Source organism: Amycolatopsis sp. NPDC005003 (genome assembly GCF_053600695.1).
On the sequence record NZ_JBSGAI010000003.1, the window covers coordinates 225514 to 247819 of the forward strand.

The 22306-nt window shown below is 70.5% G+C and carries 22 protein-coding genes; 17 read left to right on the forward strand and 5 right to left on the reverse strand.

What is annotated here, in order from left to right:
- Nucleotides 1–29 precede the first annotated feature (29 nt).
- The 3 genes from ACWED2_RS05350 to ACWED2_RS05360 are packed head-to-tail and all read left to right on the forward strand — an operon-like array spanning nucleotide 30 to nucleotide 2739.
- Complete coding sequence (locus ACWED2_RS05350; RefSeq protein ID WP_449689192.1) at nucleotides 30–833, forward strand: ABC transporter ATP-binding protein; 804 nt, start codon at nucleotides 30–32, stop codon at nucleotides 831–833.
- The gene (locus ACWED2_RS05355) at nucleotides 830–2179 is read left to right on the forward strand and encodes a hypothetical protein (protein WP_449689193.1); all 1350 of its coding nucleotides are present in this window, start codon (nucleotides 830–832) and stop codon (nucleotides 2177–2179) included. Before ACWED2_RS05350 ends, ACWED2_RS05355 begins: the two co-directional genes overlap by 4 nt.
- Nucleotides 2176–2739: a hypothetical protein gene (locus ACWED2_RS05360; protein ID WP_449689194.1), complete on the forward strand. Its 564-nt coding sequence runs from the start codon at nucleotides 2176–2178 to the stop codon at nucleotides 2737–2739. The genes ACWED2_RS05355 and ACWED2_RS05360 overlap by 4 nt, the downstream gene beginning before the upstream one ends.
- A gap of 32 nt (nucleotides 2740–2771) precedes the next feature.
- Here the strand turns inward: ACWED2_RS05360 and ACWED2_RS05365 are convergent, their stop codons facing one another.
- From ACWED2_RS05365 to efeU, 4 genes are all read right to left on the reverse strand, one after another.
- Entirely contained in the window at nucleotides 2772–3182 is a 411-nt protein-coding gene (locus ACWED2_RS05365) for a PPOX class F420-dependent oxidoreductase (protein WP_449689195.1), read from the reverse strand.
- Between the two features lie 145 nt (nucleotides 3183–3327).
- Complete coding sequence (efeB, locus tag ACWED2_RS05370; RefSeq protein WP_449689196.1) at nucleotides 3328–4587, reverse strand: iron uptake transporter deferrochelatase/peroxidase subunit; 1260 nt, start codon at nucleotides 4585–4587, stop codon at nucleotides 3328–3330.
- Complete coding sequence (efeO, locus tag ACWED2_RS05375; protein ID WP_449689197.1) at nucleotides 4584–5729, reverse strand: iron uptake system protein EfeO; 1146 nt, start codon at nucleotides 5727–5729, stop codon at nucleotides 4584–4586. The genes efeB and efeO overlap by 4 nt, the downstream gene beginning before the upstream one ends.
- Entirely contained in the window at nucleotides 5726–6571 is an 846-nt protein-coding gene (gene efeU / locus ACWED2_RS05380; protein ID WP_449689198.1) for an iron uptake transporter permease EfeU, read from the reverse strand. Before efeU ends, efeO begins: the two co-directional genes overlap by 4 nt.
- A 422-nt stretch (nucleotides 6572–6993) precedes the next feature.
- On the opposite strand from efeU, the gene ACWED2_RS05385 reads away from it, so the two are divergent.
- Complete coding sequence (locus ACWED2_RS05385) at nucleotides 6994–7740, forward strand: murein transglycosylase (protein WP_449689297.1); 747 nt, start codon at nucleotides 6994–6996, stop codon at nucleotides 7738–7740.
- Nucleotides 7741–7963: 223 nt separating this feature from the next.
- Here the strand turns inward: ACWED2_RS05385 and ACWED2_RS05390 are convergent, their stop codons facing one another.
- On the reverse strand, nucleotides 7964–8368 hold the full coding sequence (locus ACWED2_RS05390; protein ID WP_449689199.1) for a tetratricopeptide repeat protein: 405 nt from the start codon (nucleotides 8366–8368) through the stop codon (nucleotides 7964–7966).
- A gap of 72 nt (nucleotides 8369–8440) precedes the next feature.
- Between ACWED2_RS05390 and ACWED2_RS05395 the strand changes: the two genes are divergently transcribed.
- The 13 genes from ACWED2_RS05395 (at nucleotide 8441) to ACWED2_RS05455 (ending at nucleotide 22287) form a co-directional block, all read left to right on the forward strand.
- Nucleotides 8441–8902, forward strand: a complete 462-nt coding sequence (locus ACWED2_RS05395; protein WP_449689200.1) for a VOC family protein — start codon at nucleotides 8441–8443, stop codon at nucleotides 8900–8902.
- Between the two features lie 102 nt (nucleotides 8903–9004).
- Nucleotides 9005–10291, forward strand: a complete 1287-nt coding sequence (gene eno / locus ACWED2_RS05400) for a phosphopyruvate hydratase (RefSeq protein WP_449689201.1) — start codon at nucleotides 9005–9007, stop codon at nucleotides 10289–10291.
- Nucleotides 10292–10539: 248 nt separating this feature from the next.
- Nucleotides 10540–10902, forward strand: coding sequence for an FtsB family cell division protein (locus ACWED2_RS05405; RefSeq protein ID WP_449689202.1), 363 nt, complete (start codon nucleotides 10540–10542; stop codon nucleotides 10900–10902).
- 24 nt (nucleotides 10903–10926) lie between these two features.
- Nucleotides 10927–11436 carry a DUF501 domain-containing protein gene (locus tag ACWED2_RS05410; RefSeq protein WP_449689203.1) on the forward strand — a complete coding sequence of 170 codons (510 nt, stop codon included), beginning with the start codon at nucleotides 10927–10929 and terminating at the stop codon, nucleotides 11434–11436.
- A gap of 140 nt (nucleotides 11437–11576) precedes the next feature.
- The gene (locus tag ACWED2_RS05415; protein ID WP_449689204.1) at nucleotides 11577–12749 is read left to right on the forward strand and encodes a lytic transglycosylase domain-containing protein; all 1173 of its coding nucleotides are present in this window, start codon (nucleotides 11577–11579) and stop codon (nucleotides 12747–12749) included.
- Between the two features lie 9 nt (nucleotides 12750–12758).
- A complete protein-coding gene (locus ACWED2_RS05420; protein WP_449689205.1) occupies nucleotides 12759–13712 on the forward strand; it encodes a Ppx/GppA phosphatase family protein in 954 nt (317 codons plus the stop codon).
- Nucleotides 13713–13947: 235 nt separating this feature from the next.
- On the forward strand, nucleotides 13948–15573 hold the full coding sequence (locus ACWED2_RS05425; RefSeq protein ID WP_449689206.1) for a peptide ABC transporter substrate-binding protein: 1626 nt from the start codon (nucleotides 13948–13950) through the stop codon (nucleotides 15571–15573).
- Between the two features lie 93 nt (nucleotides 15574–15666).
- Nucleotides 15667–16596, forward strand: a complete 930-nt coding sequence (locus ACWED2_RS05430) for an ABC transporter permease (RefSeq protein WP_449689207.1) — start codon at nucleotides 15667–15669, stop codon at nucleotides 16594–16596.
- Entirely contained in the window at nucleotides 16589–17542 is a 954-nt protein-coding gene (locus ACWED2_RS05435) for an ABC transporter permease (RefSeq protein ID WP_449689208.1), read from the forward strand. Before ACWED2_RS05430 ends, ACWED2_RS05435 begins: the two co-directional genes overlap by 8 nt.
- A 4-nt stretch (nucleotides 17543–17546) precedes the next feature.
- The gene (locus tag ACWED2_RS05440; RefSeq protein WP_449689209.1) at nucleotides 17547–18548 is read left to right on the forward strand and encodes an ABC transporter ATP-binding protein; all 1002 of its coding nucleotides are present in this window, start codon (nucleotides 17547–17549) and stop codon (nucleotides 18546–18548) included.
- Nucleotides 18535–19572, forward strand: coding sequence for an ABC transporter ATP-binding protein (locus ACWED2_RS05445; protein WP_449689210.1), 1038 nt, complete (start codon nucleotides 18535–18537; stop codon nucleotides 19570–19572). The genes ACWED2_RS05440 and ACWED2_RS05445 overlap by 14 nt, the downstream gene beginning before the upstream one ends.
- 74 nt (nucleotides 19573–19646) lie before the next feature.
- Nucleotides 19647–21368 carry a S8 family serine peptidase gene (locus ACWED2_RS05450; protein ID WP_449689211.1) on the forward strand — a complete coding sequence of 574 codons (1722 nt, stop codon included), beginning with the start codon at nucleotides 19647–19649 and terminating at the stop codon, nucleotides 21366–21368.
- Between the two features lie 82 nt (nucleotides 21369–21450).
- Nucleotides 21451–22287 carry a hypothetical protein gene (locus ACWED2_RS05455; RefSeq protein WP_449689212.1) on the forward strand — a complete coding sequence of 279 codons (837 nt, stop codon included), beginning with the start codon at nucleotides 21451–21453 and terminating at the stop codon, nucleotides 22285–22287.
- Nucleotides 22288–22306: the final 19 nt, after the last annotated feature.

A 22306-nucleotide genomic window follows, 5' to 3' on the forward strand; every position in this document is an offset into this window, starting at 1 on the left:
AGGGTCTTCAGTTCGTCAGGGAGGAAAGCATGCGAGCAGTAGGGGCCGCCGAGGTGGCACCGGCGACGTACGCCTGGGAAATCCAGGCGCGGGCGCTGAAGGTGCGGGTGGGGCGGAGCAAGATGGCCGTGGACGGGCTGGACCTGTCCCTCGGCAAGGGCGTGCACGGGCTGCTCGGCCCGAACGGCGCGGGCAAGACGACGCTGATCCGGGCGCTGGCCACGGTGCTCCGGCCGGCTTCGGGCCGCCTGTCGCTGCTCGGCACCCCGGCCGGCGGGCGCTCGGGCCTGCGCGAGCTGCGCCGCCGGATCGGGTACCTGCCGCAGAACTTCGGGTACTACAAGCGGTTCACGGTCCGCGAGTTCGTCGAGTACCTGGCGTGGCTCAAGGAGATGTCCAAAGAGGACATCCCCGGCGCGGTCCAGCGGGCGGTGGAGCGGGTGGGCCTGGCCGACCGCGCGGACGACCGGATGAAGACGCTGTCGGGCGGCATGGTCCGCCGGGTGGGCATCGCCCAGGCCATCGTCAACGACCCGGAGGTCCTGCTCCTCGACGAGCCGACGGCCGGCCTCGACCCGGCGCAGCGGGTCCGCTTCCGCGAGCTGGTCCAGGAACTGGGCCGCGACTCGTGCGTGCTGATCTCGACGCACCTGGTGGAGGACGTCGCCACGGCGTGCACGGACGTCGTCCTGTTCGCCGAGGGGAAGCTGGTGTTCCAGGGGACGCCGGACGAACTGGCGGCCGCGGGCACCCCCGAGCACGTGGGTGACAGCCCGATCGAGCGCGGCTATTCCGCGCTGCTGAACCACGAGCCGGGCAAGGGGGCGTGGTGATCTTCCGCATCGAACTCCGGCGCTCGATCGCGCCCTGGGCCGGCCTCGCGGTCGTCGTCTTCGCGGTCGGGTTCCTCTTCCTGCTGTCCGGGCCGTGGTGGAAGGTCCCCGCACCCTGGACCGCGAACACCACCACGACCGCGCTCTGGCTCCGGTTCCTGCTGCAGTTCCTTTGGCCCGTCGTGGTCGGGGCCGGCGCCATCCAGGGCATGCGCGACCACCGCTCCGGCATGACCGAACTGCTGGCCACGACCTCGCGGCCCGCGTGGCACCGGGCGATCCGGCTGGCCGGCGCCGTCGGTGGGCTGACCGCGCTCGGCTACCTGGTCGTGTTCGGCGTGGGTGCCGCCGAAGTCCTGGCCCACGACGGGTTCTTCTCGGCCGCCTTCGTCCCCGTCGTGGGTGTCGGGGTGCTCGCCGTGGTCGCCGGGAACTGGCTGGGGCTGGCCGTCGGACGGCTGCTGCCGCATCCGCTGACCGCGCCCGGGCTCGCCGTGCTCGCCTTCGTCGCGACGGTCCTTTGCTGGCTGTCGCTCGAACCGGGCCTCGATGCCGTGCTGCCCCGGCGGGCCGGCCCGCTGGCCCCGGTGCTCGCGGAGCCGCGTGGCTCGATGGTGACGACCGCCGGGGCGCTCGACGCCGGGCAGGCCGGGTGGTTCCTCGGCATCGCCGTCACCGGGTTCCTGCTGCTGTCGGTGCAGTCCGTGCGAGCGCGGCTGCTGAGCCTGCTGCCGCTCGTCGCCGGGGCCGCCATCGCGCTGCCGCTGTTCCCGGCGGAAGCCTTCACCATCGACACCGTCGCCGCCCGCAAGGTCTGCGACGGGCCGATCTGCGTGGCGGAGCTGCACCGCGACCGGCTGGCCGCCTTGGCCGGCCCTGGCCGCGAAGCACTCGCGATGCTGGCGAAGCTGCCGGACGCGCCGACCCGGATCGAAGAACGGGTCGCGCCCAACACCAGGACCGAGCCCGCCCAGCGGGATCCCGCCGTCGTCTACCTCGACTTCCAGCGCAACGACGAACTCCTCACCACGGACGCGAACGGCCTGCGGGTGGCGGTGCTGTCCGGAGCGGGCGTGCCGTCCTGCGAGTGGCCGACCAACGCCAGCATTTCCGACATGGGCGCCCGGATGATCGCGGCGGCGTACTTCACCGGGACGATGAACCCGCTGCCCGAGTACGCCGGCAAGTGGTTCCGGCCCGAAGCGAGCCCGATCGAGCGGGCCTGGGCGCAGTTCCGCGCCCTGCCGGCGGAGGTGCAGTTCGCGCGGGTCGTCGCGCTGCGCCGGGCGTTGCTGACGTGCCAGGGCGACCCGCTCGAAACGCTGGCGCCGGGAGCGCTCCGATGAGGTGGGCGGCGCTGTACGCCCGCTCGCGGCAGCTGCCGGCGGCGTTCGGGGCGCTACTGGTGGCGACGTCCGGGGTGTGGTTCCTCGGGCGGGACGCGTGGGGCACGATCCTTGCCGCGCTGGCGCTGACCACGGCGGTCGCGGTGGCGGCGATCGGGCTCAGCGGCCAGGACCCCGACCTCGACCGGACCGCGGCCCTGCCGTGGCCGGTCCGGCGGTTCGCCCACCTGGCGCTGATCGCGGTCGCGGCGGGGGCGGTGGTGCTGGGGGTGCAGCAGCTGGGCCCGTCGGCGGTCGCGGCGTCGATCATCGTGCGCGACGCGGCCGGCCTGGCGGGTCTGGCGGGCTTGGCGGCCACGGTCGCGGGCGGCCAGTTCGGCTGGACGCTCCCACTGGCCTGGGCGGCGGTGAGCCCGTTCGTCCCGAACGACCAGTCGACGGCAAGCCGCGTCGCGGGGTGGCTGCTGCAACCACCGGGAACTCCCGCGGCCACCTGGACGGCGCTGGTCCTGGCGACCACAGGAGTCCTGACGTACACCGCGTGGGGCGGCCGCCGCTGAAGCGCCCCGATCGGGGCGCTTGGGCCGGACCTTCAGACGTTGCGGACGTTGGACTCCAGCTCGAGGGGCTCCCGGTCCCAGTCCTCGACGCCGAACGCGAGGATGCGCTCCGGGTGGATCCGGATCACCGCGTCGTCGAAGTGGTTGTCCGGGAGGTTGACCCCGACCAGGGCCTCCGCGCGGCCCCGGATCTCCAGGCACCGCACCCGCCACGGGTTCGTCGACGGCAGGTCGTCGACGACGAAGGCGACCTTGTCGTGCGTCGCGATGTTGCGGAACTTCTTGCTGTTGCGCAGGTTGTGCCCGGTGACGTCGATGGTCTTCTCGTCCGCGTTGTAGCGGAAGCCGACCGGGTTGACCTGGAGGGTGCCGTTCGGCTGCTGGGTGGCCAGGCGGCCCAGCGGGGAGCCGGCGAGGTACTGGAGCTCTGCTTCGGTGAACATGGTCCGAAGCCTCCAACTTCAAGTTCGCTTGAAGTCAACCTCCGCCAGTACGCTCTCGGCGAACCTCGCCCCGATCCGGCGGTGGGCCGCCGGGCGCGGGCTGCGCCTCGGCGACGGCGACCCGTGGGTCGGTGTTCTGCGCCGTTCAGGAGAACAGAGCGTCCGCCCAGCTCGACTCGCGGGTCACGCCCGGCGGGACCGCGAAGTGCGCCGACCCGGTGTGCTGGACGTACTCCATCATCGCGTCCTTCGACGACAGCGCCTGCTGCATCGGCACGTACTGCTTGCGCGTGTCGCGGTTGAACGCCAGGAAGAACAGTCCCGCCTCGAGGTGCCCGACGCCGTCGGAACCGTCGACGAAGTTGTAGCCGCGGCGCAGGATCCGGACGCCGTTGAGCGCCTGGTGCGAGGCCAGCCGGACGTGGGCGTCCTCCGGGATCAGCTTTTCCCCGCCCGCGCCGCCGACGTCGAGGTCCAGCTCGTCGAACTCCGCGGTCTGGCCCAGCGGGGCGCCCGTCCCCTTCGTGCGGCCGACGATCTTCTCCTGGCCGTCGAGGGTTTCGCGGTCCCACGTCTCGATGTGCATCCGGATCCGGCGCGCCACCAGGTACGAGCCGCCCGCCATCCAGGCCTGGCCGTCGGCCGCGGTGGCCCACACCTGGTCGGCCAGCACGTCGGGTTCCTCGGCCTTGATGTTGTTCGTGCCGTCCTTGAAGCCGAACAGGTTCCGCGGGGTCTGCTGTTCGCGCGAAGTCGACGAGCTGCGGCCGAAGCCCAGCTGCGACCAGCGGACCTCGGTGACGCCGAAGCCGAGCCGGACCAGGTTGCGCACCGCGTGCACCGCCACCTGCGGGTCGTCCGCGCAGGCCTGGATGCACAGGTCGCCGCCGCTGCGGGCCGGGTCGAGCTTGTCCTTCGGGAACAGCGGCAGGTCGATCAGCTGCGGCGGGCGCTTGGCCGCCAGGCCGAACCGGTCGTCGAACAGCGAGGGCCCGAACCCGATGGTCAGCGTCAGGTTCGACGCCGGCAGGTCGAGCGCCTCGCCGGTGTCGCCGGGCGGGGCGTACGCGCCGCTGCCGACCGCGCCGTTCGCGACGACCTCCTGGCCCGCCGTCATCCGGCGGGCCGCCTCGGTCCACGTCTTGAGCAGGGCCCGCAGCTTCTCGCGGTCCTTCGTCGTGACGTCGAGGGCCGCGAAGTGCAGGTTGGCCTGCGCCGGGGTGACGATCCCCGCCTGGTGCTCGCCGTGGAAGTCGACGGTGTTCGTCGACGCCTCGGCGTTGCCGCTCGTCGCCTTGTCGATCCCGATGCCGGCGGCGGCCCCGGCCCCGGCGAGCGCGACACCCGCACCCGCCAGGCCGAAGAGCTTCCGCCGCGAGACGCGCGTGCCCTCTGTCGACGTCACTTCGACACGACCTCCGCAACCTTGCTCAGCGGTTCGCTCAGCGCGTCGACGGCCGAGGCGAACTCCTTGACCTGGTCCTGGGAAAGCTCGGTGTACAGCTTGAAGCCGTCACCCGCCCGCTGCTTGTCGAGCAGGCCCTGGACGTTCGCGAACTCCTTGTCCAGAGTGGACACCAGCGCCGGGTCCTTGGCCTGCAGGATCGGCCGGAGCGAGGTGATCGCGCCCTTGGAGCCGTCCACATTGGCCTGGAAGTCCCAGAGGTCGGTGTGCGAGAACGCCTCTTCCTCGCCGGTGATCTTGCCGGTCGCGACCTCGTCGAGCAGGCCCTTGGCGCCGTTCGCGAGGTCCAAAGCGGACAGTTCGAGCGTCTTGGTCTTGGCGACCAGGTCCTTGACGTCGGTCACCAGCTTGTCGGCGATCTGCGCGCTGTCGGGCTGCAGGCCGGTGTTGAACAGGTCCTTCTCCAGCCGGTGGAAGCCGGTGAACTGCTGGTTCGGCTCGAGGTCGGCCTCGCGGACGTCGATGGCCGGGTCGAGGTCGCCGAACTTCTCGGCGACGGGCTCGATGCGCTCGTAGTAGACGCGGGTGCGCGCGTACGCGGCCTTCGCCTCGTCCACCTTGCCGCCCTTGACGAGGTCGGCGAACTTCACCGTCTCGTCCTGCAGCGCCGAGGTGTTGTTCGCGATGTAGTCGGCGTAGCTCTTGGTGGCCTGCGCCTTCTGCGCGTTGGTGTCGTTCTGCTTGGCGACGCCGCCGGTGACGGTGAAGTCGCCGCGGATGCCGTTGCCCGCCATGCCCGGCTTGCACGCGGTCTGGTACTTGCCGGCGTCGGCGACCTCGACGATCAGCCGCCGGTTGAGCCCGGGGGCGATGTTCTCGACCTCACCCATGATCCGGTCGCCCTCGGCGTAGAGGTAGAACTCGGTGACCTTGGTGCCCTTGTTGGTGATCTCGAAGGTCAGGTTGCCGGCGTCGGCCGTGGTCGCGGAGACCTCGCACGCGGTGTCGGACGCCGAGACCTTGATCGGCCCGCCGTCGGCCGCGGCACCCGCGGAGTCGCTCTTGCTGTCGCACGCGGTCAGCGTCACCAGCATGGCGGCACCGGCCAGCACGGCCAGTGAGGGGGTCTTGCGCACGGTCACTCCTTCGAGGCGGCCGCGGCGGCGGGCGCCGGCGCGGTCTTCTTGCTGGGCTTGAGGAAGAGGGGCAGCACGATGGCGACGTAGGCGACCCAGGCGACGGCCTGCAGCACGGTCGTCTGCTGCGAGTAGTTGAAGATGCCCTTCAGCAGGGCGCCGTACCAGGACGTCTCGGGGAGCGTGCTCGAGGCGTCGAAGGCCAGGGTGCCGATCCCGGGCAGGAAAGCCGCCTCCTGCAGGTCGTGGAGGCCGTAGCCGAGCACGCCCGCGGCGACGAACACCAGCAGGACGCCGGTGATCGTGAAGAACTTGGACAGGTTGAACCGCACCGCGCCCTTGTAGAGCAGCCAGGCCAGCACGACCGCGGCCGCGATGCCGACGGCGAAGCCGATCAGCGGCTGCACGGTGTCCGACTGCGCGGTCTGGACGGCGGAGTAGAAGAACACCGCGGTCTCCAGCCCCTCGCGGCCGACCGCGAGGAACGACAGCAGCAGCACGGCCGCCGGGCCGACGTCCAGCGCGTCGTCCATCTTCCCGCGCAGCTCGGCGGCGATGCTCTTGGACGCCTTGCGCATCCAGAAGATCATCGCGGTGACGAACACGACGGCGACGATCGACAGGCTCCCGCCGAGCAGCTCCTGGTGCTCGAAGGACAGCTGGGCGGTCGTGTAGGTGAGGATCGCGCCGACGGCGACCGACAGCAGCACCGCGGCGCCGACGCCCGGCCAGACCCAGCGCAGCGCGTGCCGCCGTTCGGTCTTGACGAGGAAGGCCACCAGGATGCTGACGACCAGCGCGGCTTCCAGGCCTTCGCGCAGCCCGATCAGCGCGCTCGAGAACAACACCGGTCCGCCTCCCTGGGTTTCTGCTTCCGTGATGGTTTTAGGTAAGGCTCACCTGTAAGTCCAGTGAGCGTACGCCCGCGCGCGACGGCAGAATCGGGCAAATAGGACCGGGTGACGAAGTTAGGTTAGGGTAACCGCAGGTCAGAGGCCTGCGCGTCGACTCCATAACGAATTCTGTGATTTCGCAGGCAGGAAGGCCGGGTTTACCGTCTGCTTGCCTGGTCAGGCGTCTGGGGGACGCTCTTCGGGGGGTTGAGCCCCCGGCCCGGGGCGAAGCCCCGGAGCTACACAGTCCCCCTTGAGTGGCTCCGTAACCTGTTCGGGTGGCCGATACCGCTCAGCCGACCGTCACGCCTCCGCCGTCGCCCTCGGGCGGCCCGCCCAGGCGGTACGTCGGCCGGATCGCCCTCGCGCTCGGGCTGGTGCTCACCGGCGTGATCCTCGTCGTCACCATCGGTGTCCGGAACCCCGACGCGCCCGCCGCGGCACCGCCGGTCCAGCCGGCGCTCGCCATTCCCGAACAGCGTCCGCAGCCCGGTGCCGAGGCGCCGCGCGCGGGCCTCGCCGCGCCGGTCGACCGGCCGCAGGTGTCCGACCAGGTCGAGCTGGACGCGTGGGCGACCCGCGTCGCGGGCAAGACGCACATCCCGGCGCGTGTTCTCTCGGCGTTCGGGCGGGCGGAAATGTGGATGCAGCGCCAGAAACCGACGTGTCACCTCTCGTGGGCGACCCTCTCCGGCATCGGCCGGGTCGAGAACGAACGCGGGGCGTTCGACCTCGCCGCGATCGGCGCGGACGGCCGGGTGGCGAAGCCGGTGGTCGGCCCGCCGCTGGACGGCTCGCCGGGCGTCCCGGCGGTGCACGACAGCGACGGCGGCAAGCTCGACGGCGACAAGTCGTGGGACCACCTGATCGGCCCGATGCAGTTCCTGCCGTCGACGTGGAAGAAGTACCAGGAGCGCGCGAACGGCGACGGCGGCACGCCGGACCCGCAGAACATCGACGACGCGGCCTTCACGGCGGCGCGGTTCCTGTGCTCCGGGGGCGACGACCTCGGCACCCCGGCCGGCTGGTGGCGGGCGATCCTGTTCTACAACCAGGCCCTGGCGTACGGCCAGGACGTCTTCAGCGCGGCGGACGCCTACGCGGAGGCGAGCGTCGCGCCCTGAAGGTTCAGAGCTCGCGGTCGGCGACGAACGGCGTGACGGCCATCAGCACGAGCAGCAGCAGCCCGGCGTAAGCACCCAGCGTGACGAAGATCGACATCGTGGTTCCTCCCTGTTCGGTCTGGAACCAGCTTCGCCGGACGAGGGGGTGCCGGACATCGGTCGAGGGGCCCGGCCTGGTCGGCCGAAAGGCTGAGGTGACCCGGGCCGTTCGGCCCTGGCCGGGTCAGGGCTCGCGCAGCGCGATGTGCGCCTTGACCTCGCTGATCGCCTCGAGGTACTCCGGGACCGGGTTCATCGCCGACGCGATCCGCAGCTGGCCCAGCGCCTCGACGAACCGGCCGAGCCGCTGGAGCGTCCGGCCCAGGATGAACCGTGCGTAGTGGTCCGTCGGATCCAGTTCGAGCACCCGGGTGAACGCCTCTTCGGCGCGCCGCAACTGAGCGGAGTGGAAGTACGCGCGCCCGGCCAGCAGGTGCACCGACGGCTTGTCCGTTTCGGATTCCAGCAGGGGCTGGAGCACCTTCAGCGCGTCGAGCGGACGGCGGCGGCCCACCAGGTCTTCGGCCTGCCGGAAGGCATGGAACCGCGACTCCTCGGGAGGCTGCGAAGCAGCTGCGGCGTCCGTCATGGTCGCTCCCACGTTACCCCGGGGGAGGGGGATGCACACGCCTCCGAACGGGACGTGATGGACTGTGCCGCCATGAGCAGCCCGTACCGGGGCCTGGCGCCCTACCTGTACTACGCCGACGCCACCGAGGCGCTCGCCTGGCTGACCAGGGTCTTCGGGTTCGCCGAGGAGGTCCGGTTCTGCGACGGCGCCGGCGAAGTGTTCCAGGCGACGCTGCGGGCGGGCGAAGCCCGGATCCAGCTCGCCGGCGTCGGGCCGGACTACTGGCAGGCCAAGGGCGTCGACGGGCCGGTCGGCCAGCTCAACATCCTCTACGTCGACGACGTGGACGAAACGTACGCCCGGGTCGAAGCCGCGCTGGGCGACGAGTGCGAGCTCGACCCGCCGCAGGACCAGCCCTACGGCGCCCGCGTGTTCACCGTCGCCGATCTCGGGGGCAACAGCTGGACGTTCTGGCAGCAGACGTCCGAGACCGTCGAGCTGCCGCCGGGCTGGCAGGAGGTCCGTGCGGGCGGTGAGTCCTCCAACGGGTGAACTCCCGAGACGGCTAGGCTGGGTGCGAAACCGCAGGCCCGCCGACGCTCGCTTTCCCGCGGAGGCGGCAGGGATACAGCACGATTCACCGAGGAGCATGGCGTGGCTCTCATCGAGCAGGTAGGCGCGCGCGAGATTCTGGACTCGCGCGGCAACCCGACGGTCGAGGTGGAGGTGGCTCTCGACGACGGCACCCTGGCGCGGGCCGCGGTCCCGTCGGGGGCGTCGACCGGTGAGCACGAAGCGGTCGAGCTGCGTGACGGCGACACCGGCCGCTACAACGGCAAGGGCGTCGAGCGCGCGGTCGCCGCGGTGCTCGACGAGATCGGTCCGGAGATGGTCGGCATCGAGGCCGTCGACCAGCGGATCGTCGACCAGAAGCTGGTCGACCTCGACGGCACGCCGGCGAAGTCCCGTCTCGGCGCGAACGCCATCCTCGGCGTCTCGCTGGCCGTCGCGAAGGCCGCCGCCGAGTCGGCCGAGCTGGAGCTCTTCCGCTACCTGGGCGGGCCGAACGCGCACGTGCTGCCGGTGCCGATGCTGAACATCCTCAACGGCGGTTCGCACGCGGACAGCAACGTCGACGTGCAGGAATTCATGATCGCGCCGATCGGCGCGGAGACCTTCCGCGAGGCCCTGCGCTGGGGCACCGAGGTCTACCACTCGCTGAAGTCGGTGCTGAAGGGCCGCGGCCTGGCCACCGGCCTGGGCGACGAGGGCGGCTTCGCGCCGAACCTCGGCAACAACCGCGAGGCCCTCGACCTGATCGTCCAGGCGATCGAGAAGGCCGGCTACACCCCGGGCCGCGACGTCGCGCTGGCCCTCGACGTCGCCGCGACGGAGTTCTTCGCCGACGGCGTGTACACCTTCGAGGGCGCGAAGAAGAGCGCCGAGCAGATGTCGGCCTACTACGCCGAGCTGCTGGCGAACTACCCGCTCGTGTCGATCGAGGACCCGCTGAGCGAGGACGACTGGGACGGCTGGGTCACCCTGACCGCCGACGTCGGCGACAAGGTCCAGATCGTCGGCGACGACCTGTTCGTCACCAACCCGGACCGCCTGGAGGAGGGCATCACCCGCCGCGCCGCCAACGCGCTGCTGGTGAAGGTCAACCAGATCGGCACCCTGTCCGAGACGCTCGACGCGATCTCGCTGGCCACGTCGTTCGGCTACAAGTCGATGATGAGCCACCGCTCGGGCGAGACCGAGGACACGTTCATCGCGGACCTGGCGGTCGCCACCGGCGTCGGCCAGATCAAGACCGGTGCCCCGGCCCGCGGCGAGCGGATCGCCAAGTACAACCAGCTGCTGCGCATCGAGGAGACCCTCGGTGACGCCGCCCGCTACGCCGGCGAGCTGGCCTTCCCGCGGTTCAGCGCCGAGGCCTGACGCCGATGGCGGACCGGGGGAGGACACGCGGCCGCCGCGGCGGTGGCGGCGGTTCGGCGCGGGTCGGTGGATCCGCGCGGACCCGCCGTCCCGAGGCCGGCCGTGCGGGGAGTCCGGGATCCCGGTCGCCCCGGACGGACGGGACGGCGGCAGCGCGCCGCCGCGCCGGCGACGCGGAGACCACCCGGGCCCGGCTGCGCCGGGGCCTGGCGGCGAAGCGCGCGTCGGGCGCGGCGAAGGTGCTCGGCATGTCCACCACCCGCCGCGCGGCGGTGGTGGCGATCGTGGTGTGCGCGCTGGCGTTCACCATCGCCGTGCCCCTGCGCACGTACCTCTCCCAGCGGACCGAGGTCCGCGAACAGCAGGCGCAGCAGGCCCAGCTGCAGCAGGAGGTCGCTCAGCTCCAAGGCCGCAAGGCGGAGCTGAGCGACCCCGCGCAGATCGAGGCGGAGGCCCGCCGCCGGCTGCGGTACGTCAAACCGGGCGAGACGCCGTACATCGTCCAGCTGCCGGAGGACAAGGCTCCCGACGCGGCTCCGCCGCCCGGGCAGCAGCAGGCCGTGGGCGGCTCCTGGTACGAGAACCTCTGGAACCAGGTCTCGGGCGGCTGAGGGGCACGCTCTAACCTGGACCGCGTGAACAGCACGCAGCAGCACCGGTTCGAGCCCGTCACCGAAGCCGACCGCGAAATCATCGCGGAGCAGCTCGCACGGCCGCCGCGGGCGTTGCGCGCGATCGCCGCGCGGTGCCCGAGCGGGCACCCGTCCGTGGTGCAGACCAGCCCGCGGCTGGAAAACGGCACGCCGTTCCCGACGCTCTACTACCTGACCTGCCCGAAGCTGAACTCGATGATCGGCACCATCGAGGCGTCCGGGATCATGAAGGAGATGACCGAGCGGCTCACCACCGATCCCGAGCTCGCCGCGCAGTACCAGCGCACGCACGAGGGCTACCTCGCCGAGCGGGACGCCATCGAGCCGCTGGGCCACCAGGTCACCGCCGGGGGCATGCCCGGCCGGGTCAAGTGCCTGCACGTGCACGTCGCCCACTCCCTGGCTGTCGGCCCGGGCGTGAATCCGTTCGGTGACGAGACGCTGGCCCTGCTTAAGGCCAACGGGTGGCCCTCCGGCGACTGCGCCGCGTAACACTCGCGGAGTGTGAAGAGATAACTGGTCTGGGTGAGCGAAAACCTCGATCGCGCCTCTCGATGGGCTGAAACCTCGCCGCAGGTGCGGCAGGCTGTCCCCCGGAAGTGGTGACCGATCCGGCCAGGAGGGCTCTGAGCATGCGTGTGTGGCGGCTGCCGAACGCAGTCGGGAGCTACGCGCGAAGATTCGGGATCCGCCACCGCGCCGCGTACCCGCTGATCACCGGCATCCTGGCCGTCGTCCCGGCGCTGGTCGCCGGCGGTGGCACCCTCGGCTGGCTCGGCGGGACCGGTGCGCACACCCGCGACGCCGCGCTCAACCAGGGCTACGACCCCCGCAACGCCGCCCTCCAGCAGATCGCCGTCGACGGCACCCTGCCCGGCGCGCCCAGCCCGCTGCCCCTGCCCGCCTACGAGCTCCCCGACGGCCCGCTCGGCATCCCGGCCACCGCGCTCAAGGCGTACCAGGACGCGGCCGGCATCCTCGGCCGCGAGCTGCCCGCGTGCCACATCGACTGGGCGCTGATCGCCAGCATCGGCCGGATCGAGTCCAACCACGCGCGCGGCGGGTACGTCGACGCGGCCGGGACCACGCGCGAGCCGATCCTCGGCCCGCAGCTCAACGGCCAGGGCGGGTTCGCCGCGATCCCGGACACCGACCAGGGCCTGCTCGACACCGACCCGGTGTGGGACCGCGCGGTCGGCCCGACCCAGTTCATCCCGGGGACCTGGAAGGCGTACGCCTCCGACGGCAACGGCGACGGCAAGTCCGACCCGAACAACATCTTCGACGCGGCCCTGGCCACCGGCCGGTACCTGTGCTCCGGCGGGTTCGACCTGGCGAAACCGGACCAGCTGCGCGGGGCGATCTACCGGTACAACAACTCCGACACGTACGTGAACACGGTGATCCTGTGGGCGGACGCCTACCGCAACGGGATCATGCAGGTGCCCGACAGCACGGTGCCGATCGGCGCGCCCAACGCGGCGGCACTGCCCGCGCCGCCGTCGGTCCCGCCCCCGCCGGTCCCGTCGACGACGGTGTCCACGCCGCCGCCGACCACACCGGACACTTCGCCGCCGCCGACCACGTCATCACCGACGTGTGAACCGCCGACGACGACACCCACCACGACCACGGTCATCAGCACGACGACCACCCCGCCGGCGACGACGACCGGCTCCGGCGATCCGAGTCCGACCTCGCCGACGAAGGCCACGCCCGCGGATCCGACCTGCGGGGAGACGGTCACGTCGGTCTCGACCACCACCACGACCACGACCGTGGGGACGTCGACACCGGCCGGTTAGGGTGGCGGCATGCCTCGTGTTGCCGCGATCGACTGTGGGACCAACTCCATCCGCCTGCTCGTCGCCGAGCTGACGCCGCGCCACGACGGCACGGTCGACCTGCGCGACCTGCACCGCGAGATGCGGATCGTCCGGCTCGGCCAGGGTGTCGACGCCACCGGCGAGCTGGCTCCCGAGGCCCTCGAGCGCACCCGGGCCGCGCTCGCCGACTACACGGTCGCCGCGCGGCGCAAGGGCGTCGAGAAGGTGCGCATGGTCGCCACGTCCGCGACCCGCGACGCGAAGAACCGCGACGAGTTCTTCCGCATGACCCGCGAGACCCTCGGCGTCGAGGCCGAGGTGATCAGCGGCGACGAAGAGGCGCGGCTGTCGTTCACCGGCGCGGTGGGCGAGCAGGACCCGGACGACGGCCCGTTCGTGGTGGTCGACGTCGGCGGCGGCTCGACCGAGCTGGTCCTCGGCACCTGGGACGGCCGGCGGGCCGAGGTGACCGCGGCGAAGTCGGTCGACATCGGCTGCGTCCGCATCACCGAGCGCGCGCTCAAGAGCGACCCGCCGACCGCCGAGGAGATCGCCGCCGCCCGTGACCTGGCCGGGAAGGTCCTCACGGACGCGTTCGACGTGGTCGACGTCGCCCGCGCCCGCACGTGGGTGGGGGTGGCTGGCACGGTGACGACGCTCTCGGCGATCGCGCTGGGTCTCCCGGAGTACGACAGCGACCGGGTGCACCTGTCCACCTTGAGCGCGGCGGACATCGATCGCCTCGCCTCGGAGCTGCTTCACAGCGACCACGCCACCCGAGCGGCCAACCCGGTGATCCACCCGGGCCGGGTGGACGTGATCGGCGGCGGCGCGGTAGTGGTCCAGACCCTCGCCGAGCAGCTCGCGGCCCGCGGCGGCCCGACCGAGCTGGTGGTCAGCGAACACGACATCCTCGACGGCATCGCCCTCTCCCTCGCCTGACCGACCGTTCGGCCGCCTGAAAGGGCTTGTGCCGCAACGAAACCGTGGGTGAGCGGGTGATGACCTGCTGTCCGCGCTGGGCCGTCCGGAGTATCCGGATTCCTACGTTGGTTGTGCTCCAACCAGGTGGTCCCGACGACCGTCACACATTTGCAACACCGCAGTCCGTGATCAGCTTCGCCACCCCCGATAGCGTGCGTCTCACCTTTCGGACACACCGGATATGGAGGGGATCATGCGTCGTTCGCGCAGGCTCTGGGGACCCACGGTGGTGATGACCTCGCTGGCGCTCGCGCTCGCCGCGTGCGGCGGTGGCTCGGGCAGCTCCACGGGCGCCGGCGGGACGGATCCGGACGGCACCGTCAGCGTCTACGGCACCGAACCGCAGAACGCGCTGGTCCCGACCAACATCAACGACCTCGGCGGCACCAAGGCGGTCCAGCCGATGTTCGCCACGCTGGTCGGCTTCAAGGGCGCGGACGCGAAGCCCTTCAACCTGATGGCGGACTCGATCACCACGACCGATTCCAAGGTCTACGACATCAAGATCAAGCAGGGCTGGAAGTTCCACGACGGCACCGAGGTGAAGGCGCACAACTTCATCGACGCCTGGAACTACGGCGCCTACGCGCCGAACGGCCAGCTCAACACCGACTTCTTCTCGAACATCCAGGGCTACGCCGACGTCCACCCCGAGGACGAGAACGCCAAGCCGGCCACCGACAAGATGTCCGGGCTGGTCGCGAAGGGCGACTACGAGTTCCAGGTGACGCTCAACGCGCCGTTCTCCGTCTTCGGCATCAAGGTCGGCTACCAGGCCTTCGCGCCGCTGCCCGACTCGTTCTTCAAGGACCCCAAGGCCTTCGAGCAGCACCCGATCGGCAACGGCCCGCTCAAGTTCGTCTCGCGGACGCCCAACCAGGACATCAAGCTCACCCGCTTCGACGACTACAAGGGTGACGACAAGGTCAAGTTCAAGGACCTCGACATCAAGATCTACGCCAGCCAGGAGACCGCTTACCAGGACCTGCTGAGCGGGCGGCTCGACTTCATGGAGGCGCTGCCGCCGTCGGCGGTCTCGGGTGGCAAGTACAAGAACGACCTCGGCGACCGGCTGGTCACCGGCCACCTGCTCGGGATCAGCACCATCAACATCCCGTACTACGTGCCCGGCTACAACAACCTCGAGCTGCGCAAGGCCATCTCGATGGCGATCGACCGCGTGCAGATCACCAAGACCGTCATGAACGACACCTACGTGCCGGCGGACGGCTACATCTCGCAGGGCATCGAGGGGTACCGCCCCGGCGTCTGCCAGGCCTGCAAGTTCGACCCGGCGGCCGCGAAGGAGGCCTTCCAGAAGTCGGGCTTCCAGGGCAAGCTGACCATCGCGTCCAACGCGGACGGCGGCCGCAAGGAACCGCTGGTCGCGGCGTGCAACAGCATCAAGAACACCCTCGGCGTCGAGTGCGACTTCGTGCCCGCCACCGACTTCGGCCAGTGGCGCAGCATCGTGACCGGCCACAAGCTCACCGGCATGGGCCGCTCGGACTGGTCGGCGGACTACCCGTCCATCGAGGACTTCCTGAACCCGCTCTACAAGACCGGCGGGTCCTCGAACGACTCGACGTACTCGAACCCGCAGGTGGACGCCCTCCTCGCCCAGGCGGACTCGACCGCCGACAAGGAGGCCGCGGTCAAGCTGTACCAGCAGGCCGAGGACCTGATCGCGAAGGACCTGCCGACGATCCCGGTGTGGGACGAAAAGGGTGTCGCGGCCAAGTCGAAGAACCTCAAGACGGCGGCCCTGGACTTCCGCCGCATGCCGGACTACCCGTCCATCGAGGTCCTGAAGAAGTAGTTGCGGCTCCCACCACCACGCCGTCGTGAGTGGTAATTCGGGTTCTAACCCCAATTACCACTCACGACGGCCGGCGCGCACTAGGAACACTTGATGACCCGCTATGTCCTGCGACGGCTGCTCCAGCTGATCCCGGTGTTCTTCGGCACCACGTTCCTCATCTACGTCCTGGTCTGGGCCGTGCCCGGCGACCCGTTCTCCGGCAAGTGCGGCCAGGCCGCCTGCCCGCCGGCCTACATCGCCCTGATGACCGAGAAGTTCCACCTCGACGACAACATCTTCGTCCAGTACTTCAAGTACCTCGGGAGCCTGTTCACCGGCGACTGGGGCGAAACGTTCAACGGCACGTCCGTCGGCGAGCTGATCGCGACGTCGTACCCGATCACGCTGCGCCTGGCGGTGATCGCCGTGGTCATCGAAGCGGTCATCGGGCTGACCGCCGGCGTGCTGACCGGCCTGCGGGGCAAGGGTTTCCTCGACAACCTCGTGCTCGTCTCGACCACGTTCCTGATCTCGCTGCCGGTGTTCGTCACCGCGATCGTGCTGCAGCTCGCCCTGGGCAGCAACGGCCTCGGCTGGATCGAGGCGAGCGTGTCCGACAACCCGAGCGTCGGCGAACTCATCGTGCCGGGCATCGCGCTCGGCAGCCTGTCCATGGCGTACGTGGCCCGGCTGGCCAGAACGAGCATCGCCGAGAACCGCCGCGCCGACTACGTGCGGACGGCGATCGCGAAGGGCCAGCCGCAGAGCCGGGTGGTGCTCGTCCACCTGCTGCGCAATTCGGTGATCCCGGTGCTGACGTTCCTCGGCACCGACCTCGGCGCCCTGATGGGCGGCGCGATCGTCACCGAAGGCGTGTTCAACATCAACGGGCTGGGCGGGCTCATCTTCCGCGGCATCCAGAACCGGGAAAGTGCCACCGTCGTCGGCGTGGTCGTCCTGCTGGTGCTGGTGTACCTGCTGATGAGCCTGGTCGTCGACCTGCTGTACGCCGTTCTCGACCCGAGGATCCGCTATGACTGACCCGAACCTGGTGGGCGGCGGCGGGGCCGACGCGGCGGAGCTGTCCCGGGTGGACGACTCCGCCACCAGCCCGCAGAAGCCCCGCAGCCTGTGGAGCGACGCCTGGCGGCAGCTGCGGCGCAAACCCGCGGTGATCGCCTCGGCGGTGATCATCCTGTTCATCGTGCTGATCGCGATCGCGCCCGGCCTGTTCAGCTCGCGCGACCCGGGCTTCAGCGACCTCACGCACGCGAACGAGGGCCCGTCCGCGGACGCCTGGTTCGGCTACGACAACCAGGGCCAGGACGTCTACGCCCGGACCATCTACGGCACCCGCGCGTCGGTGCTGGTCGGCGTGTTCGCGACGCTGCTGACCGTCCTCATCGGCTCGGTGGTCGGGATCGTCGCCGGCTACTACGGCCGGCTCGTGGACAGCCTGCTGTCGCGCTTCGGCGACATCTTCGCCGGCCTGCCGTTCGTGCTCGGCGCGATCGTCATCCTGACGACGTTCAACGCGCCCGGCTCGAACCCCGGTGCGGTCACCATCATCGTCCAGGTGGTCTGCTCCATCGCGGTGCTGAGCTGGCCGGTGGGCATGCGGATCATGCGCTCGGCGACGCTGGTGGCCAAGCAGCTCGACTACGTCAAGGCCGCGCGCGGCCTCGGTGCGAGCACCCCGCGGATCATCTTCCGGCACCTGCTGCCGAACACGATCGCGCCGGTGCTGGTGTACGCCACCATCGCGCTCGGCGCGTTCATCGGCGCCGAGGCGACGCTGGCCTACCTCGGCATCGGCGTGCGCGCACCGGTGATCTCGTGGGGCGTGCTGATCGCCGACTCGCGCGACTACTTCCGGAACGACCCGCACATGCTGCTGTTCCCCGGCGCCTTCGTCACCCTGACCGTGCTGGCCTTCGTGATGCTCGGCGACGGCATCCGCGACGCGCTCGATCCGAAGTCGAGGTAAGTCCTTGTCCGACAACGAACTCCTGCTCGAAGTCGAAGACCTGCACGTCGAGTTCCGGACCTCCGACGGCGTGGCCAACGTGCTCAACGGCGTGAGCTACTCGGTGCACGCGGGCGAAACCCTGGCCGTGCTCGGCGAGTCCGGCTCCGGGAAGAGCGTCACCGCGCAGACGGTGATGGGCATCCTGGACGTGCCGCCCGGCGTGATCACCGCCGGAGCCGTGCGCTGGCGCGGCGAAGACCTGCTGACGGCGTCCGAAGAACGCCGTCGCGAGGTGCGCGGCAGCGAGGTCGCGATGATCTTCCAGGACGCGCTGTCCGCGCTGAACCCGGTGTTCACCGTGGGCTTCCAGATCGAAGAACAGCTGCGCGTCCGGCTCGGCATGTCCAAAAAGGACGCGCGGAAGCGGGCGGTGGAACTCCTCGACACGGTGCGGATTCCCGCGGCCGAGCGGCGGGTCAAGGACTACCCGCACCAGTTCTCCGGCGGTATGCGCCAGCGCGCGATGATCGCGATGTCGCTGGCGCTCGACCCGGACCTGCTCATCGCCGACGAGCCGACCACCGCCCTCGACGTCACCGTCCAGGCCCAGATCATGGACCTCCTGGGGGAAATTCAGGCCGAGCGGAAGATGGGCTTGGTGTTGATCACGCACGACCTGGGTGTGGTCGCCGAGGTCGCCGACCGGATCGCGGTGATGTACGCCGGCCGGATCGTCGAGCAGGCCGACGCCGTCGAGCTGTTCCGCGCGCCGGCCCACCCGTACACCGCCGCGCTGATGGACTCCCTGCCCCGGCTCGATCTCAAAGGACAGACGCTGGAAACCATCAAGGGCCTGCCGCCCAGCCTGCTGGACATCCCGCCCGGCTGCCCCTTCCACCCGCGGTGCAAGCGAGCCGAAGCTCGCTGCTCGGAAGAGGTCCCGTCGCAGCACGCGATCGGCTTCGGCCGCACCAGCGCGTGCCACTTCGCCGAAGAGGTGGTGAGCTCCCGTGGCAGTATCTGATTCCGCCTCCGCCGGGAAAAGCACGTCGGCAGAACCGATCCTCTCGGTCATCGACCTGCAGAAGTACTTCCCGGTCCGCACCGGGATCCTGTTCAAGCGCACGATCGGCCAGGTCAAAGCGGTCGACGGCGTCTCGTTCGACCTGATGCCGGGCGAGACGCTCGGTGTCGTCGGCGAGTCCGGCTGCGGCAAGTCGACGCTCGCCCAGGTCCTGATGCGCCTGGAGGAGCCGACCGGCGGCACCGCGAAGTTCGAGGGCCGCGACATCTTCGCCATGCGCGGCGCCGAGCTGCGGAAGCTGCGGCGCGAAATCCAGATCGTGCTGCAGGACCCGTACACCTCGCTCAACCCGCGGATGACGGTCGGCGACATCGTCGGCGAGCCGTTCGAAATCCACGCCGAAGTCGCCCCGAAGGGCTCACGGGCGGGCAAGGTGCGGGAGCTGCTGGAGGTGGTGGGGCTCAACCCCGAGCACCTCAACCGCTACCCGCACCAGTTCTCCGGCGGCCAGCGCCAGCGCATCGGCATCGCGCGGGCGCTCGCGCTGCGGCCCAAGGTGATCATCTGCGACGAGCCGGTGTCCGCTTTGGACGTCTCGATCCAGGCGCAGGTGATGAACCTGCTCGGTGACCTGCAGGGCGAGTTCGGCCTGTCCTACGTCTTCATCGCCCACGACCTTTCGGTGGTGCGGCACCTGTCCAACCGGGTCGCGGTGATGTACCTCGGCAAGATCGTCGAACTCGGCACCGACGAGGAGATCTACGAACGACCGTCCCACCCGTACACCCAGGCGCTGCTGTCCGCGGTGCCGGTGGCGGACCCGGCCGTGCGCGGCCGCCGCCAGGTGATCCGGCTGACCGGCGACGTGCCGAGCCCCCTGGATCCCCCGTCCGGGTGCCGGTTCCGCACGCGGTGCTGGAAGGCCGAGGACCGGTGCGCGACGGAGGTGCCGGAACTCGTCCCCAGGACCGACGGCCACTTGTCAGCTTGTCACTTCGCCGAGCAGAAGTCGGTTGTTCCCTAACGTACGTTTGGCCGTTGTTTACGCATTGTCCGATCTATACGGTGCAGGAACCGCTTTCCGCGAGGAGGAGAAACGTGAAGAGACCCAGGCTTCTGGCCGCGGTGCTGACCGTGCCGCTGTTCGGCGCGGTTTCCGCCATCGCGGTTCCGGCCGCGTCGGCGCAGCCCGCGCTGTCCGGCCCGGCGACCGAGTTCACCGTGCTCGCCAAGGACGTCCAGAGCATCGGCAGCGCCCAGCAGGCGATCAAGGCCGCGGGCGGCACGGTACTGGAGACCAACACCGCGGTCGGCCTGATCAGGGCGAGCGCGCCGGCCACGGGCTTCAGCGAACGCGTGTCCACGAACCGCGCGGTGTTCGGTGCGGCCAAGGCCCAGTCCATCGGCTCGGTGCCGAAGACGGGCAAGCGCGCCAAGGGCGACGCCGGTGTCGAGAAGGAAGGCCGCGGCGCCGCCGCTTCGCCGAAGAAGGCGGCCGCCGTGGGGATGGACCCGCTGGACGACCAGCTCTGGGGCCTCAAGTCCGTCCGCTCGGACCTCTCGCGCACCAAGCAGCCGGGCAGCAAGCAGGTCAAGGTCGGCGTCATCGACACCGGCATCGACGGCACGCACCCGGACATCGCGCCGAACTTCGACCTGGCCGACTCGCGCAACTTCACCCGCGACATCCCGACCGACGTCAACGGCGCCGAGGTGGACGGCCCCTGCGAGTTCCGCGGCTGCGTCGACCCGGCCAACCACGACGACGGCGGCCACGGCACGCACGTCGCCGGCACCATCGCCGCCGCGGCCAACGGCTTCGGTGTCTCCGGTGTCGCGCCGAACGTGACGCTGGTGAACATCCGCGCCGGCCAGGACTCGGGCTACTTCTTCCTGCAGCCGACCGTCGACGCGCTCACCTACGCCGGCGACGCGGGCATCGACGTCGTCAACATGTCCTTCTACACCGACCCGTGGCTGTACAACTGCACGGCGAACCCGGCGGATTCCCCCGCCGAGCAGGCCGAGCAGCGCACGATCATCGAGGCCACCCAGCGCGCGCTGAACTACGCGCACCGCAAGGGCGTCACGCTGCTGGTCGCGCTGGGCAACCAGCACACCGACCTCGGCAAGCCGCTGCCGGACACCACGAGCCCCGACTACCCGGCGAACAGCACGCACCCGCGCACGGTGGACAACTCGACCTGCCTCAACCTGCCGGTCGAGGGCAACCACACGATCGCCGTCGGCTCGTTCGGGCCGTCGCAGAAGAAGGCGGACTACTCGAACTACGGCCTCGAGCAGATCTCGGTTTCGGGCCCGGGCGGCTACTTCCGCGACTACTTCGGCACGCCGTGGTACCGCACGGTCCAGAACGAAATCCTTTCGACGTACCCGAAGAACGTGGGTGTCGCGGAGGGCAACATCGACGCGGACGGCAACATCACGGAAGCGGGCCTGGCCGCGGGCGTCCAGAAGGCCACCGCCGCGGACGGCCGCGTCGGTTACTACCAGTGGCTGCAGGGCACGTCGATGGCCACGCCGCACGCGACCGGCGTCGCGGCGCTGATCATCTCGCAGTACGGCAAGAAGTCGCACGGCGAGTTCGGCATGGACCCGGACAAGGTCCAGCGCGTCCTGGAGGGCACGGCGGCGAAGATCGCCTGCCCGGTGCCGCGCACGGTGGACTACCTGAAGGAGGGCCGCCCGGCCGAATTCACGGCCACCTGCGAAGGTGACCCGTCGTTCAACGGCTTCTACGGCCACGGCGCGGTCGACGCCTACTCGGCGGTGACCCACGGTTCGCAGTACCTGAAGTAGCGAACGTTCGAAGCGCAGCGCCCCGGACAGGCAACCTGTCCGGGGCGTTGCGCGTGTAAAGCGGGACTGGGAGGGGGGCCCGTTGACGGTTCGCGAGCCGGCGCTGCCGGTCGACCCGAGATTGCCCGGCGAGCCGACGGTGCTCGAGGTGGGCTGGGCGCGGCTGTGGCTGGGCAAGCGCGGGGTACGGGTGTGGCTGCCGACCCGGCTGCTCGCGCTGCGCCTCGGCGCCCGGGCCATGGGTGGCCGGGGAACACCGTCGTACGCGATCGTCTTCGCGGCGCTGTGGTCGTTCAGCGCGCCGTTTTTCCTCGAGGCGGACCTGCCGGGCAAAGCCGCTGGTCTCGCCCTGGTCGTCACCGCGTTCCAAGTGGTGCGCTGGCGCCGGACGCAAAGCCGTGAACAGCTCGCCGAGCGCTTGACCGGCGCCGGGGCCCCGCTCCCGCTTCGCGTGGCGGTGAAGCAGGTCGGCTGGTGGTACCTGAGCTCGACCGCCCTCACGTTCGGCGGCGGGGCGGCGCTGTGCGCGGCGTCGTTCCTGAGCCGGCCGCACTTCACCTGGAAGCACTGGTACCCGCCGTCCGTCGAGATCGGCGTGCACACGTTCGCGCTGGCGGTCGGCGCCGGCGCGACCGCACTGGTGCTCGGCCGGGCGCTCCGCGCACCGGTGCTCGCGGAGGACGAGGCGTCGCGCGCGGTCGACCAGGTGCTGCGCGCCGAGGACGTCTACCGGTTCGCCCCGTGCGCCGGGTACGCCGTGCTGGCGCTGCCGGTCTTCGTCGTCGACTGGGCGGCCCCGGGCCCGCTGGGGTGGTCCGCGCTGGCGTACCTGGTCACGGCCGTCGTCCTGCAGCTGCTGGGGTGGGCGGTGGTCCGCCACCGGTACCGCCGGCTGCCGCCCGGCTTCTATGGCCGGTAAACCGTTCCGGGCTTTCGAG

Excerpts from the sequence above, each read along its gene's own strand:
- ACWED2_RS05405 (WP_449689202.1), top strand. The coding sequence starts at position 10,540 with ATGTCCACCACCCGCCGCGCGGCGGTGGTGGCGATCGTGGTGTGCGCG.
- ACWED2_RS05420 (WP_449689205.1), top strand. The coding sequence starts at position 12,759 with ATGCCTCGTGTTGCCGCGATCGACTGTGGGACCAACTCCATCCGCCTG.
- ACWED2_RS05390 (WP_449689199.1), bottom strand. The coding sequence starts at position 8,368 with ATGACGGACGCCGCAGCTGCTTCGCAGCCTCCCGAGGAGTCGCGGTTC.
- ACWED2_RS05430 (WP_449689207.1), top strand. The coding sequence starts at position 15,667 with ATGACCCGCTATGTCCTGCGACGGCTGCTCCAGCTGATCCCGGTGTTC.
- ACWED2_RS05395 (WP_449689200.1), top strand. The coding sequence starts at position 8,441 with ATGAGCAGCCCGTACCGGGGCCTGGCGCCCTACCTGTACTACGCCGAC.
- ACWED2_RS05365 (WP_449689195.1), bottom strand. The coding sequence starts at position 3,182 with ATGTTCACCGAAGCAGAGCTCCAGTACCTCGCCGGCTCCCCGCTGGGC.
- ACWED2_RS05435 (WP_449689208.1), top strand. The coding sequence starts at position 16,589 with ATGACTGACCCGAACCTGGTGGGCGGCGGCGGGGCCGACGCGGCGGAG.
- ACWED2_RS05425 (WP_449689206.1), top strand. The coding sequence starts at position 13,948 with ATGCGTCGTTCGCGCAGGCTCTGGGGACCCACGGTGGTGATGACCTCG.
- ACWED2_RS05360 (WP_449689194.1), top strand. The coding sequence starts at position 2,176 with ATGAGGTGGGCGGCGCTGTACGCCCGCTCGCGGCAGCTGCCGGCGGCG.
- ACWED2_RS05350 (WP_449689192.1), top strand. The coding sequence starts at position 30 with ATGCGAGCAGTAGGGGCCGCCGAGGTGGCACCGGCGACGTACGCCTGG.
- ACWED2_RS05415 (WP_449689204.1), top strand. The coding sequence starts at position 11,577 with ATGCGTGTGTGGCGGCTGCCGAACGCAGTCGGGAGCTACGCGCGAAGA.